We start from the raw sequence: 19946 nt of genomic DNA on the forward strand, positions 1-19946 counted from the left end.
TCAGAGGAGGGGGAGTTCGCCCTGGCCGTGCCGGGGCGGGGCTTTGCGTGCCTCCCGGCGGACTGGGAGGACCCGCGCTTCGGTGAGTTCGTCGGTCGTGATGAGCGGGGAGGATCGTACGCGTTCGAGCAGGTCCGCCTGGGCCGGTTCCAGGTCGGTGAGCCGGGTGAGGACGGCGACCAGCCGCAGGAGCCCGTCGGTGAAGGCCGGAGTCCAGCGCTCGGGGCGGATGTCGTCGAGTGCGGACCCGCGCCGGACATGGCGGGGATTGCGCCGACGGGCGGTGAACCACTTGCCGATCACGTGCATTCCGCCGACCCGGTAGTTCCAGGCGGCCGCCTCCACGGGCGCGATCACACCCTCGCCCACGTGCAGGCGACGGCTGTCCGAGCCCTCGTCGCTGTCATGCCGGATCATGTCGGGTAGGTGCCCTCTGCCGTCGGGGATCTCGACTAGGACCTGGGGGCGGCGGCCCGGCGGGAGCCTCGGGAAGCGGGCAGGCCTGTCTGCCGCGGGGTCATGCAGGCGGGTTCCATAGGTGTGCAGCCACACCACCTGACGACCCAGCCCGACCGCCTCGTCCCACAAGCCGGGGGTGGCGGTCAGGGGGATGCGGATTCCCGGCGTCTCCAGCTCTTCGGCGAACGCGGCGGTGTAGCCGGGGTGGGCGGCGATCGCGGCCAGGTAGGCGACGACGTCCTCCGGGGACACCCGCTGCCCCAGCCGTGCGGAGAGGTGATCCAGGAGCCGGGGCGCCAGGTTGGGGGAGGAGGCGTCGGGCGTGCGGTACAGCGGAAGGGCGCGTCCGCCGCGGCCGTTGAAGTAGTGCACGTTCGGTGGCAGCGCGGTGAAGAGCAGGCCGGGGCCGCCGGAGATCGCATGTGCGTGCTGCTCCACCACATGGATCTGCCTGTCGCTTTGGGCCGCCTGTAGGGAGGTGCGCTGGAAGTCGACGTATCTGGTGTCGTCCACGATGTACTGCTGGTCGAAGGCTCGGTAAGGGTGCGAAGTGATCCTTGGAGGGACACGATCCTCGGCGATGGTCGGCAGTCCCGGGAATCGCCGTGTGGTGTCGCGGTCCCTCGTGGCCTTGAACAGTCCGTCCTGCTCGGCCGCGGGAGCGGATGCCAGCCGCTCCCACCTGTTCCTCAGGGTCTCCTGGTCCGGAGCGATGACCCAGGTCCGGTTGGGGCCTACACCGGAGGACTGCCAGGGCATCAGGTCGGCGAGAACGGGGAAGCGCAGCCATTCGTGTTTTTCAGGGGCGAACGGGGCGGTCCACCCACGTGGGCATTCGGTCCACTTCTCCCCGTCGAGGTGCAGTCCCGCGTCCCGGGCCAGAGCCGCGAACTTGTCCGCCTGGTCGCCCTGCACACTGCAGTGCCACACCCGCGCGGGCGTGTCCGGCCGTGCGGGGCCGTAGCGCGCGAATATCCCGATACAGACCGGTTGTTGGACCCCGCCGAAGATCCGCGAGCCCACGGATGAGCGGTGCCCCTCCGGGGAGAGGTCGACGATCCACCCCTCGTCCGCGGTCTGCCGCAGGTAGCGACGCATGCCCGCGAAGGACTCGCTCGTCAGGTAGGCGGAGGTGCTGACGAACGCCACCACACCGCAGGGCTGGTCCGGGTGGGCGTCGAACACCTTCCAGGTGGCCCAGCGCCAGAAGTACAGGCTGGCCGAGGAGAGCTTGAAGGCGAGCCGTTCCGAACCCGGTTCCCGGAACTCGTCCATGGACGGCCTCGCCCGGACGGGGTCGCCGGTGGCCGCGCGCCTGCGCTCCAACCACGGGGCGGGGTCGCGCTGTCTGGCCCGTTCGATGTAGGGCGGGTTGCCGAGCACCACCATGACCGGCGTGGTCCTCTTGATCCGGTTGGCCTGTTCCCGGAAGGCCACCAGCTCGTCGTAGCGCCTGCCGAAGATCTGGAAGTGGTGGTCCGGGTCGTCGAGGGTGTTGCACAGGAATCTGCTGTGCTCCTCGGGTACCTCGGCGCCGTACCCTTCGCGCAGCTGCTGGTGCAGCCGCAGCTCGGAGACGGCGAAGGCGGCGGTGCTGCGTTCGAAACCGATCAGGCGGCCGCGGTACATGTCCTTCAGCCAGGTGCGGCCGTGGATCTCCCCGTATTCGTCCGTCAGTGTGGCGGCCGCGCGGTCCATGACCGAGGACAGGAACGTTCCGCTGCCCATCGCCGGGTCCAGGGTGGTCACCGAGGGTTCGGCGAGTCCGAGGGGCAGCCCCATGCGTGTGCGCAGGACCGCGTCGGTGAACCCGGCCATGTAGTCGGCCACGGCGGCCGGGGTGAAGTAAGCGCCTGAACGGCGGCGCAGTTCGGGGTCGTACCGCGCCAGGAAGGTCTCGTACAGGTCGACGTGCGCCCGCGGGTGTTCGCGCATCATCGCCGACCAGTCGACCGGTTCCAGGACCCGCACCAGGGTCGCCAGGATGCTGGGGTTCCTCTCCTCCTGTTCCTCCTGACGACTGAACTCGGTGAGCAGGCCGAAGGCCTTGCTCAGGAACCTGTGGTGCTTGCCCAGCAGCTCGCCGATCTCGTGGAGCGGGCGCCCCCGGAAGCCCACACCGGCCTCCCGGGCCAGGATCAGCGAGAACGTGACCGCCTGTGCGTACACGTCGGGGAAGTCACGGTCCGTTTCGAGGTTGGGGAAGAGCAGGTCGCGCCATTCCTCGGAGAGCCGGGTGAACTGCTGATCCCGTCCCCGGTACCTCTCCGCGGCGAGGATGTCGGCGACCTCGTCGCGCAGTTGGGCACACAGGTGCGCTACGAGGGTGATCAGCCGGTCGAGGCCGGGTGCCGGGTCCGGGGTCCAGCAGAGGAAATCCTCGATGATCCGGGAGAAGACGGGATCGACGGTCGGGGCTTTGCGTATCCGCCGAACGAAGTCGGGGGTGGTGGCCGTTCCCCGGTGGTGGCCGTTCTGGAACAGCGACCACTGTGTCCCATTGGTGTACAGGATATTGGTGAGGTTCTGGAATTTCTCCCACTGCTCTCGGTCGCGTTTTCCGCTCATGGCCGACGGAGGAATAGGATGTCCGGGGCGTTTGATCTCGATGTACCCGACGCGGCTGTGCGGGCCCTGCCCGATCCCGGTCAGGTCCACGCCGTAGTCGGGTCTCGCCCGCAGCCAGGGCAGTCGCACCTCCCCGTAGGCGACGACCGGCAGACCCATCGCCGCCCCGAGCGCCTGGACGAGGGTCTTCACCGGGGTGCGCAGCTGGTCCTCCTCGGCACCGCCCCGGCCCAGTGCTTCGGTGACCTCGTTGACGAAGCCGCGCATCAGGCCGTCGACGGTTCTCGGGGAGAGGGAAAGGGGCTTCCGGGTTTTCGGGGGCTCATGAGGCTCGTGGGGGAGAGCGGACATCGAATCTCCGAAAAGAGAGGAATCATCACCTGTCCCAAGGAGACAATTAAATATAGATATAGGTCAAGCTCTCTCTTTTCTGGAGATCAGGGGGATTGCTTCTGGGAAGGATTTTCTTCGAGTGGCCGATGTGGCCGATGTGGCCGGGCAGGCCACCGGAGAAGTCCGCGTCCTCCGTGACTCCCCCGCCGCGGGCCGAGCCGAGGCCTGTCCGCTGCAACAGGTGACGCCAGGGGTTCTCCCGTGCGTGTGCGCACGGCGCCCCAGCGATTCTGTCGTGTCCGGTGGCGCCGAGAGGCCACGGATCCGAGGGAATCCGCCTGCGGCCGGAGTGGGGACGGATAATCTGCCCGGGTGACGACCTCCGAGGCCGCCGGTACCGCTCCGGCTCACGATCCCGCCGTCATCGACAGGCTGCTCGACCGAGCCGTCGCCCGGTTGAAGGCCGTCGGAGCCCTGTGCTCCGAGGAGGTGGAGCGCGCGGTGCGGACCGTGCCCCGTCACGCGTTCGCGCCGGAGTTCCCCTTGGAGGAGGTCTACGATCCCAGGATGGTGCTGCGCACCCGCTACGCCGACGACGGCACGGCCACAAGCTCCGTCTCGGCGATGTGGGTGCACACCCTGATGCTGGAGCGCGCCCATCTCGCCCCCGGTATGCGGGTGCTGGAGGTGGGCGGCGGCGGGTACAACGCCGCACTGGTGGCCGAGCTCGTCGGCCCGGGCGGGTCCGTCACCTCCATCGACATCGACCCCGTCGTCGTCGAGCGCGCACGAACCTTCCTGGCCGGGACGGGCTACGGGGACCGCGTGGAGCCGGTCGAGGGCGACGCCGAACACGGCCACCCACCCGGTGCACCGTTCGACCGGATCATCGTGACGGCGGCGGCGAGCGACGTGCCCCCGGCCTGGACGGAGCAGCTCGTCGACGGAGGCCGGCTCGTCCTGCCGTTGGAGGTCCGCGGGTACCAGCGGATCTACGCGTTCACCAAACGCGGCGGCGACCTCCTGGTCGGGGAGACCGGAGACCATGCCGGATTCGTGCCCATGCAGGGCGCCGGCGCCCCCGACTCCCGACGGGCACGGGTGACCGGGACCGTGGAACTGGTCACCGACGCCGATCCGGTGCCCGCCCCCGAGGCCCTGCCCGATGTGTTCGCCCTCCCGGCGCACCAGGAGCGCACCGGGGTGCGCATCGGCGGGATGGAGCCGTTCAGCACCCTCCAGATGTGGATGACCGGGCTGTCCGGGTTCGGCCTGCTGACCGGGACCGGGGAGGACTTCGTCCACCGCCCCATGGCCTCGAACACCACTCCGGCGGTGTGGGACGGAGCGACCCTGGCCTACCTTCTGCTCCCGAGGGTCCCCGACGATACCGAGACGTACGAGTACGTGGCGTGCGGACACGGGCCACAGGCGAAAGAGGCGGCCTCGGCGCTGGCCGAGCACGTCCGGGCCTGGAACCGCGACCACCGGCACGGCCCCGGCCCGAGGTTCCTGGTCCATCCCGGCCTGCCCGACGCCGACCGGGTCGTCCGCACCCGTCATACGAGACTGCTCGCGTTGTGGGACCGGGCCGAGCCCGATCACGGGTTGGACTGGGCCGCCGACGCGTCGGGGTGACCCGGCCGGGCCGACGGGACCGGGGGCGGCGATCACGTCCTGTGCCGGCCGTTCCCTCCGGCCGAGACCGTCGGCCGGGTCCTGGTCGTCCCGGAGGCGGGCGTTGGGCGAACGCCGGTCAAGGGGGCGGTTCCCCGGCCCGGGCACGGAGGCGCCGGTGCGGGCGGCTCGGGGCCGCCCGCACCGGCGCCCGTGGGAGCCGGGTCAGCGGCCGACGGGGGTGAAGTCGCGCGAGGAGAGGAACTCCGGGCGCCGGGCCGGGGCGCTGAACGGTTCCACGCAGGCGTTCTCGACGCTGTTGAACACGATGAACACGTTCGAGCGCGGGAACGGCGTGATGTTGCCGCCCGAGCCGTGCATGCAGTTGGAGTCGAAGACCGTCACGCCGCCGGCCCCGCCGGTGAGCACGTCGATGCCGTGCCGTTCGGCCAGGCGGGACAGGGAGCCCTCGTCCGGGGTGCCGATGTGCTGGCTCTTCAGCGAGGCCCGGTAGTGGTCCGCGGGGGTCTCGCCCACGCACGACACGAACGTCCTGTGCGAGCCCGGCATGATCATCAGGGCGCCGTTGTGCGTGTAGTTGTCGGTCAGCGCGACGGAGAAGCTGCACGCGCGCATCCGGGGCATGCCGTCCTCGGCGTGCCAGGTCTCGAAGTCGGAGTGCCAGTAGAACGAGCCGCCGCCGAAGCCCGGCTTGTAGTTGACGCGGCTCTGGTGCACGTACACGTCCGAGCCGAGGATCTGGCGCGCCCGGTCGACCAGGCGGGGGTCGTTGACCAGGTCGGAGAACACCGGGCTGACCTTGTGCACGTCGAACACCGAGCGCACCTCCTCGGAGGAGGGCTCGACGACCAGGCGCTCGTCGCCGCGCAGCGCGGGGTCGTTCGCGAGCCGGTCCAGTTCGGCCCGGTAGGTCGCGACCTCGGCGTCGGTGACGAACGCCTCGGTCTGGGTGTAGCCGCGCCGGTCGTATCCCTGGAGCTCCTCCTGGGAGAGGGGGCCGTCACCGGGTCCCCAGACGACGGGGTCCCTGCGGTCGAGCAGCGCTGGTTCGGGGGCCTTGCGGGTGGGGTACTCGTCGGCGGTCGATGCCTGAAGATCCATTTGCAGAGTCATGGCCGAATCCCCTGGCGGGGTCTCATCCTCTCCGGAGTCGGTGGTTTCTCCTGCCGAAACGGGAACTTAACAAAGACCCGGACGCCCCTTATCCGCCGTTCGCGGGGCGATGTGTTTGATGTTCCGACCGCTCGGGTAGGGCTCCCTTACTATATGGGCGGAAATTCTTCGGAGCCGGTTTTCTCCCGCCCTTCTTCCCCCGTTCGTCCTGGTCGTCGTCCTGCTCACCTGCATAGAGGTACACGGGGTGCGGAAGTGGACACCGGTGGTCATCACCCCAGTTCGTCGCCCTGCGAGGCCCCTGTGGGAGGGGGCATCGCATCGATGCACACTTGTGCTATGCGCTAGTTCACACGAATTTGATGCAATGCTCGGTGCAGATCACTGGTCGCCGTCCAAGGGTCGCCAGGGGCCTTTGTGGTTCGCTCGCACCCGGGTGACAGTTGGAAAATCCGGGCGTGTTCCCCGCCGGTCGAAAGAGTGCCCCCGATTGCGGTTCCCGGGTGGCGCACCTTTCACGGGACGCGACCGGGGCCCCTTTCCGGTGTTCTCCGGGAAAGCGGAGCGTGCGGTCCGGCGGCCGTCCAGGCCCCGCCGGGGCCCGGCCCTTCCCCCGGCGCCGTCGTCGGCGGTGTCGGTGCGGTGTGGTTGGCTCGTCCCATGGGTGTGGAGATCGAACGGTTCCTGCGGTTGACGGAGGCGCTGCCCGAGTGCGAGCCGCAGCGGGGCGAGAGGTACACGACGTTCCGGGTGCGCGGGAGGCCGTTCGGCTACCTGTGGCCCCGTACCGCCACGGTGGGGCTCAAGCAGACGCTGCTGGAGCAGGCCGCGCTGGTGGCCGAGCGCCCCGAGGTGTTCGAGGTGCAGTTCACCGGGGGCGGGTTCGGCTGGGTGGTCGTCCACCTCGACGGGATCGAGCTGGACGAGCTCAGCGAACTCCTCCTGGAGGCCTGGTTCCACACCGCGCCCGAGGAGCTGCACCCCGTCCAGCCCACCCCCGAGGAGCTGGTCGGGGCCTGACCGCCGCGGCGGCCGCGGCCGTCACCGGGGTGCGGGCACCACGCGCAGCGCGGGGCGGCCGCGGTCCCGTCCCGGGCCGCCGCCCCGGCCGGGGCGGGAGGTGAAGGAGAGCCCGAACATGAGGGAGTTGAGCTCCGAGAGCGGGATGCTCAGCTCCTCGGCCACCCTGCCCGGCGTGGTGCCCCTGCCGCGCAGCAGGGAGAAGACCTTGGGCAGGAGCTGCGAGGTCTCGCGGGCGATCCCGTCCGGTTCGGCGGTGCGGTAGCCCATCTCCGCCAGCTGCCGGCAGGTGGAGCGGTACTGCCAGTCGGTGAGCAGTTCCAGGTCGTGCAGCCGGTGGGTCAGGGCCATGGCGGAGACCCGCCAGATCGACTTGGCCTTGAGGATCTGGTCGACCTGGGCGCCGGCGGGCATGCGGCCGACGACGTCGGCCCGCGGCATGAGGAAGGCGCTGGCGAACCGGTTGGCCTCGCGTTCGGCCTCCGGGCCACTGAGCGGCCGCTCGTCCCCGTGCATCACCAGGTGGCCGAGCTCGTGGGCGCAGTCGAAGCGCCCGCGCTCGCCGCTCTTGGCGGTGTTGAGGAAGACGTAGGGCACCGAGTCGCGCCAGAACCCGAACGCGTCCACCTCGTGGTGCTCGGTGTCCAGGGAGAACACGCGGATCCCCTGCGCCTCCAGCAGGTGCACCATGTTCGGGGCCGCGGTGTCGCCCAGCTCCCACAGCGCGCGCACCGTCTCGGCGCAGTCCTCGGGGGAGGGGCGGCCGTAGGTGGGGACGTTGGGCGCGGGCAGGGCGAAGTGCGCGGTGAGCCAGTCGTTGAACTCGATCGCCAGGGCGGCCTGGGAGCGGACGGCCTTCTGCTTGCGCATCGAGGTCTTGGTCCGGGCCCGGAACGCCACCGCCTCGGAGGCCACCTCCTCGACCTCGTCGGCGGAGAAGAACCCCACCGGGAACCCCAGGGCCTCGGCGATCCGGCCCAGGGTGGGCCCGGTGGGGGCGGTGCGGGCGTTCTCGTAGTTCGACAGGCTCTGCTGCGATATCCCCGTCAGGGCCGACAATCGCGCCAGGGTGAGCGCCCTTCGCTCCCGTGCGAGTCGGATGCGTGACGGCGTGACCATGGTGTGCGCTGCCCTGTCGGTTGTGGGCCCGGCGGGGCCGCCACCGGGCGTGTTCGTCGTTAACGGAAGCCGACCGGGACGTCGATCGGCTCCATGCCCCCGCCCTCGTCGGGGAAGACCACGCTCCCGATCGTCACTTCGGGGAACAGGATGCGGTCGTACCAGGCGGTGATGTACCCCCGCTCGTCGGGCGGGCAGGGGCGGGACAGTTCACTATGCCAGACCACGAGATCACTTTCGGGCACCTGCTTTCGGTAGGTGAGGAAGACCCACACCTCCAGGCCGTCGAGGTCGGAGGGCTCCGCCGGGGGCGGCAGGAATTCCGTCGGCAGGCCGGGCAGGGAGAGCTGCTCGAACGCGGTCTCGTCGGTGAGGAGGTGGCGCCCGTTGGGGCCGCGCGGGTGCTGGCTGTGGGGTACGGCCGTCGGGTCGGGGTTCCCGGTGTTGGCGTCGCCGCTCAGCGTCTGGATGCCGACGGTGCGCTCGGGGTTGACGGTGAGGTCGATCTGGAAGCGGCTCACGTTCTCCCAGCCGTACCGGACCTTCTGCTCGGACCGCAGCGCGGCGAGCCGTTCGTGGTAGGCGTACTGGCCGGAGGCGGTGCGGCCGTGGCTCTCGGTCACCCGGCGCAGGCCCGCCTCGCTCATGCGCAGGGCCTTCTCCATGACCGGCCAGGAGGTGCCCAGGAGGGCGAGGCGGTCGTCCCGTCGGGGGAGTTCGTGTGCGGCGATCAGCAAGAGACACCTCTCGAGGTCTGTGCACTTGAAGGAACCCTACCGCGATCGTGGTCGGATTTCTTCAAGTCGAGGTCGGGCTGGGGGTGTCGGTGCCGTCCATGGTGCCCGGTGCCTCGGACGTTCCGGGGCGCGACCGGGAGATCACCCCGCCACCGTCACCCCGCCACTGCCACCGCCACCCCGCCACCGCCACCGACGCCGCGGCCCCGGCCGCGCGGGTGGCGCGGCCGGGGCCGGAGCGGAGCGGGTCCGCGGCGGGGGCCGGTCACAGGTCCCAGGTGGTCCCGTACCTCGCCGTCAGCTCCTTCACGTCCTCGGGCGCGAGCACGGAGTACTCCCGGCCGTGGAGCGAGACGGCGATCCGCGAGGCCTCCTCCAGCTCGACGGCCCCCTCCAGGGCCGCGGCCGGGTCGGCCGCGGCCGCCAGCGACCCGTGGTTGGCCAGCAGTGCCGCGGCGAACCGCCCCGGCAGGGCGGACAGGTTCTCGGCCAGCCGGGTGCTCCCCGGCGCGGCGTACGGGACCAGGGGCACCCGCCCGACCCGCATCACCAGGTAGGGGGTGATCGGGGGCAGGGCGGAGGCGTGCGACCACGGCGGCAGGCACGAGGCCGCCGTGGCGTGCGGCGAGTGCAGGTGGACCACCGCTCCGGCCTCGGGGAGGCGGTCGTACATCGACCGGTGGAGCGGCAGCTCCTTGGAGGGCGGCGGACCGGAGACCGGGGTCCCGTCGGCGGCCACCACGGACAGGCCGTCGGGCTCCAGGCGGTCCAGGGGGACCCCGGTGGGGCTCATCAGGACGAGGCCGTCCACGCGCGCGGACACGTTGCCGGAGGATCCCGGGCTCAGCCCCAGCTCCACGGCGCGGTGTCCGGCCGCGCACAGCTCCTCGGCCGCCTCGCGGGTCGCACGGTTCACGCCCCCTCCTCCCACGCGCGGACGAACAGGTCCTCGCGGCCGAAGTTGCCGGACTTGAGCATCAGGCGCAGGTCGTCCCCGCCACCGGAATCCTCCGTCCGGGCCAGCATCCAGGCCACCCCCGGGTCGACCTCGGGTCCCACCGCGAGCGGCCCCACCCCCAAGCGCCCCACGACGGCGCCGCTGGTCTCCCCGCCCGCCACGAGCAGGGCGCGGACGCCCGCCGCGACGAGCCGCACGGCGGTCTCGGCCAGGGCCTCCTCGATGAGCGGGGCGTCGGCGGCGTCCACGACGTGCTCGGGCGCGGCCGTGGCGTAGACGACGAACGGGGCGTCGGCGGGGGCGCGCAGGGCGGCCTCGGCGGCCCGCGCCACGGTGCCGTCGAAGTCGGCGCGCAGGTCGCCGGGGACCAGGCGGTGCCCGGAGCCGGCGGCCAGGGCGTGGCGGACCTGGCCCTGGGTGGCCCGGGAGGCGCTGCCGGAGAGCACCACCCGCGGTCCCTCGGGCGGGGTGAGCGGCAGATGGCCGACGGGGTGCGGCCCGGGCAGCCACCGGGCGAGGGCGCTGCCCCCCGTGAGCAGCCGCAGCCCCGACGCGGCGCGGGCCAGGACATCAAGGTCGTCGTCGGACAGGGCGTCCACGACGGCGAACCGGGCACCCCCGGCGGCGGCCCGTGTGAGGGCCGCGCGCACAGCGTCCGCTCCCCGCGAGACCACCGGCCAGGGCACCAGGGCGATATCGTCCTTGCCCCGCGACACCTGCGGTTCGAGCAGCCGCACCAGGCTGGAGTCGGTCATCGGGGTGAGCGGGTGGTGGCGCATGGGGGACTCCTCCAGGAGGTCGTCCCCGACGAAGAGGTGGCCGCGGTAGACGGTGCGCCCGTTGGCGGGGAACGCCGGGGCGATCACCGTGGCCTCCTCGCCCAGCGCCTCCAGCACCGCCTCGCAGACCGGCCCGATGTTGCCCTCGGGTGTGGAGTCGAAGGTCGAGCAGTACTTGACGTAGAACCGTTCGCATCCGGCGGCGCGCAGCCTGTCCAGGGCCTCCAGGGAGGCCGCGACGGCCTCCCCGACCGGGGCGGTGCGCGACTTCAGCGCCACCACGAGGGCGTCCGCGTCGGCGGCCGCGCCCCCGAGCGGGACGCCCTCCCCCAGGACGACGGCGGTCCGGTGGCCGGCGGAGGTGAGGGCGATCGCGATATCGGTGGCGCCGGTGAGATCGTCGGCGATCACGCCGAGGGTCGCCATGGTGTCCTCCTGTGCTGGGTTCTCTCGTTCATGCGGGCCGCTCCCGCTCCCCGCGGCTCGGCGGCCGGGGGAGGCGGGGCGGCCCTTCGGTCGGGGGCGGGGATCAGATGACGCCGAGGGTGGTCATGGCGTAGAGCACCGCGAACCCGGTGACGCCGGAGATCGCCGAGGCGACGCCGATGGAGCGGATGCCCTGGCCCACGGTCATGTTGGACAGGGTCGTGGTGACCCAGAAACCCGACGAGTTCGCGTGCTTCATGATCTGGGCGCCGGTCGCGCAGGCCAGGTAGACCGCCAGCGGTGCGAGGTCGAGTTCGGGGAGCAGGGGCTGCATGATGGCCGCCGAGGTCATCACACCGAGGATGTTCGAGCCGGTGATGGTGCACACGGCGGCGGCGACCAGGAACGGGATGATGATCGGCGACAGGCCGGCGTTCTCGATGCCCGCGGCGATGTTCTCGGCCACGCCGGTGTCGCGGATCACGGTGGCCAGGGCCCCGCCGACACCGGTGAGCGCCATGGGCATCGCGGCGATGCGCAGGCCCGACTCGAACAGGTCGTTCAGGGTGGCCTTGTCGCGCCAGCGGCCGCGGAACAGCGGCAGCGCGAGCAGGCAGGCCAGGAACAGGGCGATGGTGGGCTCGCCGGCGAACAGGATGACGGAGGTGACCGGGGACCCCTCGGGCAGGACCGGGGCGGCCAGGGCGGCGATCACGATGAGGAGGATGGGGGCGAGGATCGGCACCAGGGAGCCGAACAGGCCCACCCCCGGGGCGCCGTCCGCGGCGGAGCCGGTCCCAGCGGAGCCCGTACCCGTGCCGGCCGCGCCCGGGCCCGCCGCACCCGTTCCCGTACCGCCGGGGACCGTCTCGGAGCCGCTCACCAGGTGTTCGACGAACTCGGGCTTGGGCGCCACGTACGTCTTGAGCCGGGACAGGTAGAGCGTGGCCGCGAAGACACCCGGCAGGCCCACCACGAGGCCGTAGAGGATGGCCTCGCCCATGGACACGTCGAGCAGCGCCGCGGACGCCAGCGGCCCGGGGCCCGGGGGGACGACCGAGGTCATCACGTAGGCGCCGATGTACAGGATCGGCCCCAGCTTCATCATCGAGATGCCCGTACGGTACGCCAGGGCGGACACGATCGGGATGAGCATGACGACGGCGGTGTCGGCGATCAGGGGGATGCCCAGGACCACCGAGGCGAGGGCGATCGCCCACGGGACGCGCTTCTCGGCGAACATCCGCAGTGCGGTCTCGGTGATCTTCAGGGCCGCGCCGCTGAGTTCGAGCATCTTGCCGAGCACGCAGCCGAAGATGATGAGCAGGCCGACGTTGGCCAGCGTGCTGCCGAAGCCCGTCGTGACCAGCTCGATGGTGCCCTCGCCGCCGATGCCCAGGACCAGGCTCAGGGTGACGACCACGATGAAGAGCGTGGCCACGGGGTGGACCTTGAAGCGGGCGATGAGGAGGACGAGGACGACGATGGCGGCGAGGAACGCCCCGAGGGTGTAGAGGTCCGACATGTCACCGGTTCCGATCGTTCACGAGGCGGGTCCGGGCGTGCCGCCAGGCGTCGACGAGGACGCCGTCGGGGTCGGCGAGGTCGTCCAGGCGCAGCAGGGCTCCGGCGGGGATGTCGCGGGCCAGGGTGGCGTGGGCCGCGAGGTAGAGCGGGGCGGTGTCGGCGGGCGCCTGCGCGGCGTCCAGCAGGACGGGCGCCACTCCGGCGACGTCGTGGTGGTGGCCGCCCATGTCGAGCCGGGTGCCGGCGGCCAGCGGGCCCCGCGCGCGCCCGGCCAGGACGGCGTGGGGGCGGGGGCGGCGCGGCCCGGCGGCGCGGTGGCGGTCGGCCGCGTCGAGGATGCTCAGCGGGGTCTCGACTCCCATGAGGTGGTAGGGCAGGTACAGGCACGCGTAGCGGCCCGAGCGGGAGACCACGTGCCCCTTCTGGGCGAGCAGCTCCCAGGTGACCGGGTCGCCGGTGCGCACGACGGCGAAGACGCCGCCCGCGAAGGAGGCCTCCCCGGGCAGGCGCAGGACGCTGAAGACGTCCACCGCGCCCGGCCGGGAGAGCACGCCGCCGTCCTCGGCGAGCGCGTAGACGTCGGCGAGCTCGGCGACCCGGGCCACCGGGTAGTGCAGCGACTCCGTGTCGGGGACCAGGCCGGTGTGGTCGGCGACGACGCCCATCTCGCAGTAGTCGGCGGTGGCGGCGCGGGTGAGGCCCGCGACGGCCTCGGCGCGGGCGCGCAGGGTGGCGGGCACGTCCGGGCCGAGGGTGAGCAGGTCCGCGAGGGCGGGGGCGTCGACCTCCTGGTCGAGCTGCTTCACACGTCCGGTCGCGGGGTCGAAGACGAGGTCGTACTCACCGGACTTGCCGACGGCCACGACGTCTAGGCCCAGGAGCCGGGTGCGCTCGTACCACTCGACGAGGTTGGCGGGCTGGTCGCCGATGCCGGGGGTGTAGACGACGCCGTGTTCGTCCGCGAGGTCGGCCAGCGCGGTCCCGGAGACCGAGGCGACCTCCTTGGAGACCATGACGACGTGGTGTCCCGTCGTGATGGCGGTGCGCGCGGCCCGGGTCCCGGCGCCGGGGCTGCCGGTGGCCTCGACGAGCACCTCGTAGTCGGCGTGCGCGAGGAGGGCGGCGTCGGCGATCACGGCGATGCCCCCGTCCTTCGCGGCGGCGAGCTCGGCGGCGTCGGCGCACACGTGCAGGTCGGCGGGGTCGTAGCCGAGCTCGGTGCACAGGGCGACGGTGCCCTCCGGGTCCAGGTCGCACAGGACCGCGGGGTGCAGGCGGTCGATGCCCCTGGTCTGGGCGAGCAGCGTGCGTGCGAATCCGCCGCGTGCTCCGGTGAGCGCGTACCGCACCGTGGAGGTCGGCGCGGTGGCGGCGTCGGTGTCTTGCATGGGTTCTCCTTCTCCCGCCGTGCGGAGGGCGCGCGTGGTGGCGTCCCGCGACGACGATGACCCAAGTCTTAACATCACATGCACATGAGAGTCAATAATCGTCACATCTGAGATCATCTGGTAACGCTGTCCGGTGGTGGACGTACAACGGGGCGGGGCCCGGGAACCCGCAGACGGAATGGCGGTCCGGTGCGCGGCCCGTCCGTCCGCGAGTCCGTTCCATTCCTGCTCCTGCCTGGTCCGGAGACGCGATGGCCCCGGCGGGGCGGCCCGGGCGTCGCCGGGGTGGCGGCGGTGGTGCGCCGGGGGTACCACCGCGAGCACGTGGAGGTACAGCGGCGTAACATCTGAGATCATCTGGGAACTTTGGATTACCCTGGCGGGTGAGACCGACCCGAAGGAGGACGATGATCCCGGCGCAACGGCGTGAACTGCTACTGCGGGAGCTGCGCGGTACGGGGGTGCTGAGCGTGCGGGAGCTCTGCGACATCCTCGGGGTCTCCCACATGACCGTGCGCCGCGACATCATGACCCTGGAGGGGGAGGGGCGGGTGCGCTCCGTCCCCGGCGGCGTCGAACTGGTCTCACAGGTGCGCGCCGAGCCCTCCTACCGCGACAAGTCGCGCGCGGACGTGGCGGAGAAGCGGGCGATGGCGCACGCCGCGGCGGCCCTGGTGGGCGACGGCCAGACCCTCTACCTCGACGCCGGCACCACGCTGGGGCACCTGGTCCCCTTGCTGTGGAACACCCTCGGGCTCACCGTCATCACCAACGACATCACCACGGCGGCCTCGCTCAGCGACCACCCGGACGTCACCCTGTTCCTCATCGGGGGGCGGATCGACCGCGAGAACCGCTCGTCGGTCGGCGACATTGCGGCTGCGACCGTCGCCGAGTTCAACATCGACACCGCGTTCATCTCCACCAGCTCCTGGGACCTCAACCGCGGCTCGACCACGCCCTCGCGGGAGAAGGTCGCGGTCAAGCGGGCGGCCATGGCGGCGGCCTCGACCTCGGTGCTGGTGGCGGGGGCCGACAAGTACGGGGCGTTCGGCACCTTCAAGGTCGCGGCGCTCACCCGCTTCTCGACCGTCATCACCGACGACCGCCTCCCGGAGTCGTCGGCGCGCGCCGTCCGTGACCTGGGGGTCTCCCTGGAGGTCGCGGTGCCCCGGCGCGGCGCCGAGGAGGCGGGGGAGGGCCTCGAGGCCGAGGAGCCGTCCGCCTGAGCGGTGCCCGGGGGCGGTGCCCCCCGGGCACCGCGCACCGGGGACCGGGCGCTCAGGGGAGGACGTGAATGCCGCCGCCGAAGCGGTCCAGCGCCTCGCGCACCCGGTACAGCGTGTCGGCCGCGTCGGGCAGGGACGTGGTGGCGATCGTGTGGCCCTGGTCGGATCCCAGGACGCCGTGGCGCTTCAGCCACGCCTCGTCGGGGGCCCGGCCCTGGGCGAACTCCACGGTGACGCTCACCTCGATCCCCTTCCCGGAACCGGGGCGGGCGGCGTGGGCCCGGACGGACCGCAGGCGGTCCCAGGCCAGGGTGAAGGAGCGGTCCCGCAGGCGCAGCCACCTCCTGTCGACCACACGGATGCCTCCGTTGTCCACGATGAGGAGGTCGTGTCCGGCGGAGCCCCCGTCGAGGAGGGCGAGGACGGCCGCCGCGCTGTAGAGCAGGACGAACAGGGGTGCTGTGACGATGTCCCCGGCGAACGCGAGGGCCTCGTCGAAGTCGGCGTCCGGGCCGCCGAACAGCAGGCCGAAGAGCACCGCGCCCACGAACAGGGCCACCACCAGGGCGACCACGTAGCGCACCTCCGAGAACCGTTCGACGACCCTGGTGGCGGCCGTCGTCATCTCGAAGGCCCGTGGCACGTCCTGCGGGTCCCGTGCCTCCTCCGAGGCCTCGGCCCCCTCCGGAGCCTTTGCCCCGCTCGAGGCCTCGGCCCCTTCCGGAGCCTGCGCCCCGCTCAGTGCCGCGCGCGGCCGCGGCGGGGACGGCGCCCGGCCGCCGTCCGCGGGCCCGCCCGGTGCCGTCCCGGGGTCGACGAGGGTCTCCAGGAGGGTCTCGTGCCGCCCGATGACCTCGGTGAGGTCGTCGGGGAGCCAGCCCCGCCCGGAGCTCTCCGGCTCCGGGGGCGCCGACTCGGGGAACCGCCGCAGCAGGTCCTCCGGCCGGGGCCGGTCCCCGGGTTCCTTGGCCAGACAGGCGGCGACCAGGTCGGCCAGGGGACCCGGGATCCCCTCCAGGTCGGGGTCGGCGTGCACGACCCGGTAGGCGACGGCGTGCGCCGGCCCCTCCCCGAAGGGGCTGTGCCCGGTGGCGGCGAAACCCAGCACACAGCCCAGGGAGAACACGTCGGAGGCGAAGCCGGTGTGCTTCTCCGCCCTCGCCTGCTCGGGCGACATGAAGGCGGCGGTGCCCAGCACGGTGGAGGTCCGGGTGTGGGACGTGGTGTCCAGGGCGCGGGCGATACCGAAGTCGATGAGCCTGGGCCCCTGGGCGGACAGGATCACGTTGGCCGGCTTGAGGTCGCGGTGCACCACCCCCTGGGCGTGCACGGCGGCGAGGCCCTCGGCGAGCCCGGCGCCGAGCGCGGAGACCGAGTCCGGCGGGAGGGGGCCGCGGTCGGCGACGGCGCGGTGCAGGGAGGGGCCCGGGATGTAGGCGGTGGCCAGCCACGGCGGGTCGCCGTCGGGGTCGGCGTCCACGACCTGGGCGGTGTACAGGCCCCCCACCGTGCGGGCGGCGGTGATCTCCACCGCGAAGCGGCGGCGGAAGTCCGGGTCGTCGGCGAGCTCCGGGCGCACCGCCTTGACGGCGACGGTGTGCCCGCCCGGGGAGCTACCCAGGTACACCAGCCCCATGCCGCCCGCGCCCAGCCGGGCGTGCAGGCGGTAGGGGCCGATCTCCCGGGGGTCGGAATCGCGCAGGGGGTCCGGCATGGCACCGCTTCCGCTCGGGGGTGGTCGGCCCCGATCATGGCAGAGGCGGCGGTCCCGTGGGGGACGCCCGTCCGGTTCCGGCCGTGCCCGGCGCGCGGGGGCGCGGGGGAGGGGCCGGGGCGCCGCGGCCTCACCGGGCGTGGAAGGCGGAGAGGTCGACGGCCGGGGCCGGGGCGAACTCCACACCGTGCTCGGGCGGGACCGGTTCGCCGGAGGCGGCGTCGGTGCAGTGGGCGTCGAACATCTGGGCCTCGTCGAGGGGGACGAGGGCGTGGTCGGCGGCCCGCCAGCCGCGGACGACCTTGACGGGGATCTCGGTCCCGTCCGGGAGGGTGTGGGAGATGCGCGGTGTGAAGCTGCGCAGGACCACGGCGGCGCCGCGGCCGCCGGCCAGGACGGCGGAGAGCCGCTCCACCACCGGCGGGTGTTCGATGTCCCAGCCGCCGGTGTGCAGGACGACCGAGGTGGACGCCGTCCGGTCGGTGTGCACGGTGAGGATGTGGTGCCGGTCGGGAAGGTCCCTGAGCAGGGCGGACAACAGGATGCGGGCACGTGAGGTCAGCATGCTCCGAGTATGTGCTCCCCGGACCGCCCGGATCGGGTTGTCCACAGGCCGGATCCGCGCGGGGCCGCACGGGTTCCGACGGTCGGCGGGGTGCCCGGCCGGGCCCGTGGTGGGGCGCCGGCCGGTCCGGGACCGGTCAGCCGGGCTTGCGCAGGACGGTGATGCGGTCGCGGTACTTGGCGACGGTGTACTGGCCGCGGTCGCCCCAGGAGCCGCGCTGCTCGATGACCTCCAGGCCGTGGTCGGCGGCCCAGCGGGCGAAGGCCTCGGCGGAGACGTCGGAGCGGTTGCCGTCGTCGCGCCAGCGCCGCTGGCTGATCCAGCGCTGGGCGACGCGGCCCGCGCGCCCGGCGCGGCGGGTGGCCGGGGCCAGGCGCAGCGACCAGTCGGGCTTGCCCGCGTGGTGGACGACCGCGGTTGCGCCCGGCACCATGACCCGGGACATCTCGCCGAGGTAGCCGGTGATGACGTCCGGGTCCAGGTGGACGAAGACGTCGAAGGACCACACGAACGCGATGGAGGCGTCCGGGACGGGCGCCATGCCGCAGTCGGCGGTGTGGTGGACGCGCAGGCCGGGGTGGTCGGCGAACCGCTCCCGGCAGTGGTCGAGGCAGTTCTCGTTGACGTCCACGATCCACACGTGCGGGGAGCGCTCCAGCAGGTGCTCGGTCCAGCGGCCGTGGCCGGGGCCGATCTCCAGGGAGGGGCCGCGGGAGGCGCCCGGGACGAGCAGGGTGTCGATGAGGGAGGCCTTCCACTCCTCGTAGGGCTGACCGCAGTAGGCGGCCATGAAGGACCACTCGTCGCCGTTCTTGTCCCAGGAATGCGTTTTGCCCCAGGCCTTGCGATTCCATTCGACTGTCGGCATTTTCTCTGTTCCTCCTGTTCGCGTGCCCCGTGGGAGTATTGGGAATTTCCCTCGAGGCGGAGAATGCGCGTTCCGAATCCTACTCCCGGGTCGCCGGAGGGGTGTTTTCTCTTTTCTTTTTTGGGTGCTGCCGATCAGGGTGACCTGGAAAATGGTGAAATGCAATGATCTACGCTATAAAGGTGGCGCATGGATCAACGCAGCACACACCGGTGCCTTCATTCGGGCCGACAACGGTCGGATCCCGTCCTGCGCCGCGCACGGCACGGCCCGGGAACGGGGCCTCCGGCCGGGCCGTGCCCCGCGGGGGTCAGGAGGTGCGCAGACGGGCCGCGGTGGCGGGGTCGAGGTCGTCCAGGGCCGCGAGGGACGCGGCGTAGGCGGCGGTGCCCTCCGGGCCCAGGGCCTCGGCGTAGGCGTCCGCGGAGACGGCGGGGACCTCCTGGCCGTTGGCCTGGGCGGTCAGCAGCCAGCGGGCGACCTCGTCCGGGGCGAGCCCGGCCCGGGCGCAGGCGGCGGCGTGCAGCGGGACCAGGGCGGCGGCCTCCGCGGCCGGGGCGGCGGGGTCCGCCAGCAGCGGCACCGTGTGGTCGATCAGGACGATGGCGCGGCGGGCCAGGGATTCGGCCGCGGCCCACTCGCCCAGCCCGGACAGCGCCTCCACCTCGCCCACCACGTCGCGGACGGCCGCCGTGTACTCCTCGGCGCGGTCGGGGACGGCGCCGGGGTCGGCCAGCAGGGCCAGGGGGTCGGGGCCGGGGAGGAGCTCGTCGGGCAGGTCGGGGGTGTCCGGGAAGGAGGCCATGGGGCCAGTGTCCCGCGTCCGGCCGCCGGACGGCGCCGACGGGAGGCGCGCCGGGCCCGCCCCGAGCGATGCGGTGGGATCTCTCAGGGGGCCGCTGCCGGTCCCCCGCCCGGAGTCCGCCAACGGGCCAGGAGGAAGGCGGCCCCGGCCAGGACCGTGGCCGCTCCCGAGCACACCATGAGGGCGCGGGCCCCACCGGCGCCCGCGGCGGCGCCCCGGCGGCGGGTCCCGCGGGGCGAGCGGATTTCCCGGCGTTCGCGGGGCGCCACAATGGGAGGATGTCGCAGCGCAGAACTCCCACAGGTACCCGCCGCCCCCTGGACACCGACGCCTGCCCCTGCGGGGGCGGGGAGTACGGCTCCTGCTGCGGCCCGGCCCACCGCGGGGACCGGGCGGCCGCCACCGCCGAGGCGCTCATGCGTTCGCGCTACAGCGCGTTCGCCGTCGGGGACCGCGCCTACCTGGAGCGCACCTGGCACCCCGAGACCCGGCCGGCCCGGGTGGAGGCCGGTCCCGGCACCGAGTGGACCGGGCTGGAGATCCTGGAGACCAACGGCGGCACCCCCTTCCACACCGACGGCACGGTGCGGTTCCGCGCCCGCTACCGGGAGGGCGGCCGGGCCGGGGAGATGGTGGAGCACAGCCGCTTCACACGCCTGGACGGAGCGTGGGTCTACGTGGACGCGCTGCCCGCCTGAGC

Annotated in this window: 16 protein-coding genes; 4 read left to right on the top strand and 12 right to left on the bottom strand. The window is 72.6% G+C overall.

Annotation, left to right across the window (positions count from 1 at the left end; genetic code table 11):
- Entirely contained in the window at nucleotides 1-3294 is a 3294-nt protein-coding gene (locus tag K1J57_RS21400) for a type ISP restriction/modification enzyme (protein ID WP_255646469.1), read from the bottom strand.
- Between the two features lie 438 nt (nucleotides 3295-3732).
- On the opposite strand from K1J57_RS21400, the gene fxlM reads away from it, so the two are divergent.
- A complete protein-coding gene (gene fxlM, locus K1J57_RS21405) occupies nucleotides 3733-4998 on the top strand; it encodes a methyltransferase, FxLD system (RefSeq protein ID WP_220560377.1) in 1266 nt (421 codons plus the stop codon).
- Nucleotides 4999-5202: 204 nt separating this feature from the next.
- Here the strand turns inward: fxlM and thpD are convergent, their stop codons facing one another.
- Entirely contained in the window at nucleotides 5203-6111 is a 909-nt protein-coding gene (gene thpD / locus K1J57_RS21410; protein ID WP_220560378.1) for an ectoine hydroxylase, read from the bottom strand.
- A gap of 660 nt (nucleotides 6112-6771) precedes the next feature.
- On the opposite strand from thpD, the gene K1J57_RS21415 reads away from it, so the two are divergent.
- On the top strand, nucleotides 6772-7131 hold the full coding sequence (locus tag K1J57_RS21415; protein ID WP_220560380.1) for an MmcQ/YjbR family DNA-binding protein: 360 nt from the start codon (nucleotides 6772-6774) through the stop codon (nucleotides 7129-7131).
- A gap of 21 nt (nucleotides 7132-7152) precedes the next feature.
- Here the strand turns inward: K1J57_RS21415 and K1J57_RS21420 are convergent, their stop codons facing one another.
- The 6 genes from K1J57_RS21420 to K1J57_RS21445 all read right to left on the bottom strand — a co-directional run bounded on the left by K1J57_RS21420 (nucleotide 7153) and on the right by K1J57_RS21445 (nucleotide 14065).
- On the bottom strand, nucleotides 7153-8190 hold the full coding sequence (locus tag K1J57_RS21420) for an ImmA/IrrE family metallo-endopeptidase (protein WP_255646471.1): 1038 nt from the start codon (nucleotides 8188-8190) through the stop codon (nucleotides 7153-7155).
- 119 nt (nucleotides 8191-8309) lie between these two features.
- Nucleotides 8310-8987 carry a hypothetical protein gene (locus tag K1J57_RS21425; protein ID WP_220560382.1) on the bottom strand — a complete coding sequence of 226 codons (678 nt, stop codon included), beginning with the start codon at nucleotides 8985-8987 and terminating at the stop codon, nucleotides 8310-8312.
- A 265-nt stretch (nucleotides 8988-9252) separates the two neighbouring features.
- Nucleotides 9253-9903 carry a class II aldolase/adducin family protein gene (locus tag K1J57_RS21430; RefSeq protein WP_220560383.1) on the bottom strand — a complete coding sequence of 217 codons (651 nt, stop codon included), beginning with the start codon at nucleotides 9901-9903 and terminating at the stop codon, nucleotides 9253-9255.
- A complete protein-coding gene (otnK, locus tag K1J57_RS21435; protein ID WP_220560384.1) occupies nucleotides 9900-11150 on the bottom strand; it encodes a 3-oxo-tetronate kinase in 1251 nt (416 codons plus the stop codon). Before otnK ends, K1J57_RS21430 begins: the two co-directional genes overlap by 4 nt.
- Nucleotides 11151-11253: 103 nt before the next feature.
- Nucleotides 11254-12675: a GntP family permease gene (locus tag K1J57_RS21440; RefSeq protein WP_220560385.1), complete on the bottom strand. Its 1422-nt coding sequence runs from the start codon at nucleotides 12673-12675 to the stop codon at nucleotides 11254-11256.
- A gap of 1 nt (nucleotide 12676) precedes the next feature.
- Nucleotides 12677-14065 (bottom strand): homoserine dehydrogenase, encoded by a 1389-nt coding sequence (locus tag K1J57_RS21445; protein ID WP_220560386.1) that lies wholly within the window; start codon nucleotides 14063-14065, stop codon nucleotides 12677-12679.
- Nucleotides 14066-14472: 407 nt separating this feature from the next.
- On the opposite strand from K1J57_RS21445, the gene K1J57_RS21450 reads away from it, so the two are divergent.
- On the top strand, nucleotides 14473-15294 hold the full coding sequence (locus K1J57_RS21450) for a DeoR/GlpR family DNA-binding transcription regulator (protein WP_220560387.1): 822 nt from the start codon (nucleotides 14473-14475) through the stop codon (nucleotides 15292-15294).
- A 52-nt stretch (nucleotides 15295-15346) separates the two neighbouring features.
- On the opposite strand, the gene K1J57_RS21455 is transcribed toward K1J57_RS21450, so the two are convergent.
- From K1J57_RS21455 to K1J57_RS21470, 4 genes are all read right to left on the bottom strand, one after another.
- The gene (locus tag K1J57_RS21455; RefSeq protein ID WP_220560389.1) at nucleotides 15347-17008 is read right to left on the bottom strand and encodes a serine/threonine-protein kinase; all 1662 of its coding nucleotides are present in this window, start codon (nucleotides 17006-17008) and stop codon (nucleotides 15347-15349) included.
- Nucleotides 17009-17138: 130 nt separating this feature from the next.
- Nucleotides 17139-17573, bottom strand: a complete 435-nt coding sequence (locus K1J57_RS21460) for a hypothetical protein (protein ID WP_220560390.1) — start codon at nucleotides 17571-17573, stop codon at nucleotides 17139-17141.
- Nucleotides 17574-17709: 136 nt separating this feature from the next.
- Nucleotides 17710-18441 carry a class I SAM-dependent methyltransferase gene (locus K1J57_RS21465; protein WP_220560391.1) on the bottom strand — a complete coding sequence of 244 codons (732 nt, stop codon included), beginning with the start codon at nucleotides 18439-18441 and terminating at the stop codon, nucleotides 17710-17712.
- Nucleotides 18442-18751: 310 nt separating this feature from the next.
- Complete coding sequence (locus K1J57_RS21470; RefSeq protein WP_220560392.1) at nucleotides 18752-19246, bottom strand: hypothetical protein; 495 nt, start codon at nucleotides 19244-19246, stop codon at nucleotides 18752-18754.
- Between the two features lie 278 nt (nucleotides 19247-19524).
- Here K1J57_RS21470 and K1J57_RS21475 point away from each other — a divergent pair, with 278 nt between their 5' ends.
- Nucleotides 19525-19944, top strand: a complete 420-nt coding sequence (locus tag K1J57_RS21475) for a YchJ family protein (protein WP_220560393.1) — start codon at nucleotides 19525-19527, stop codon at nucleotides 19942-19944.
- The last annotated feature ends 2 nt before the right edge of the window (nucleotides 19945-19946 follow it).

The sequence above is a fragment of the Nocardiopsis sp. MT53 genome (assembly GCF_019598965.1).
GTDB classification, from domain to species: domain Bacteria; phylum Actinomycetota; class Actinomycetes; order Streptosporangiales; family Streptosporangiaceae; genus Nocardiopsis; species Nocardiopsis changdeensis.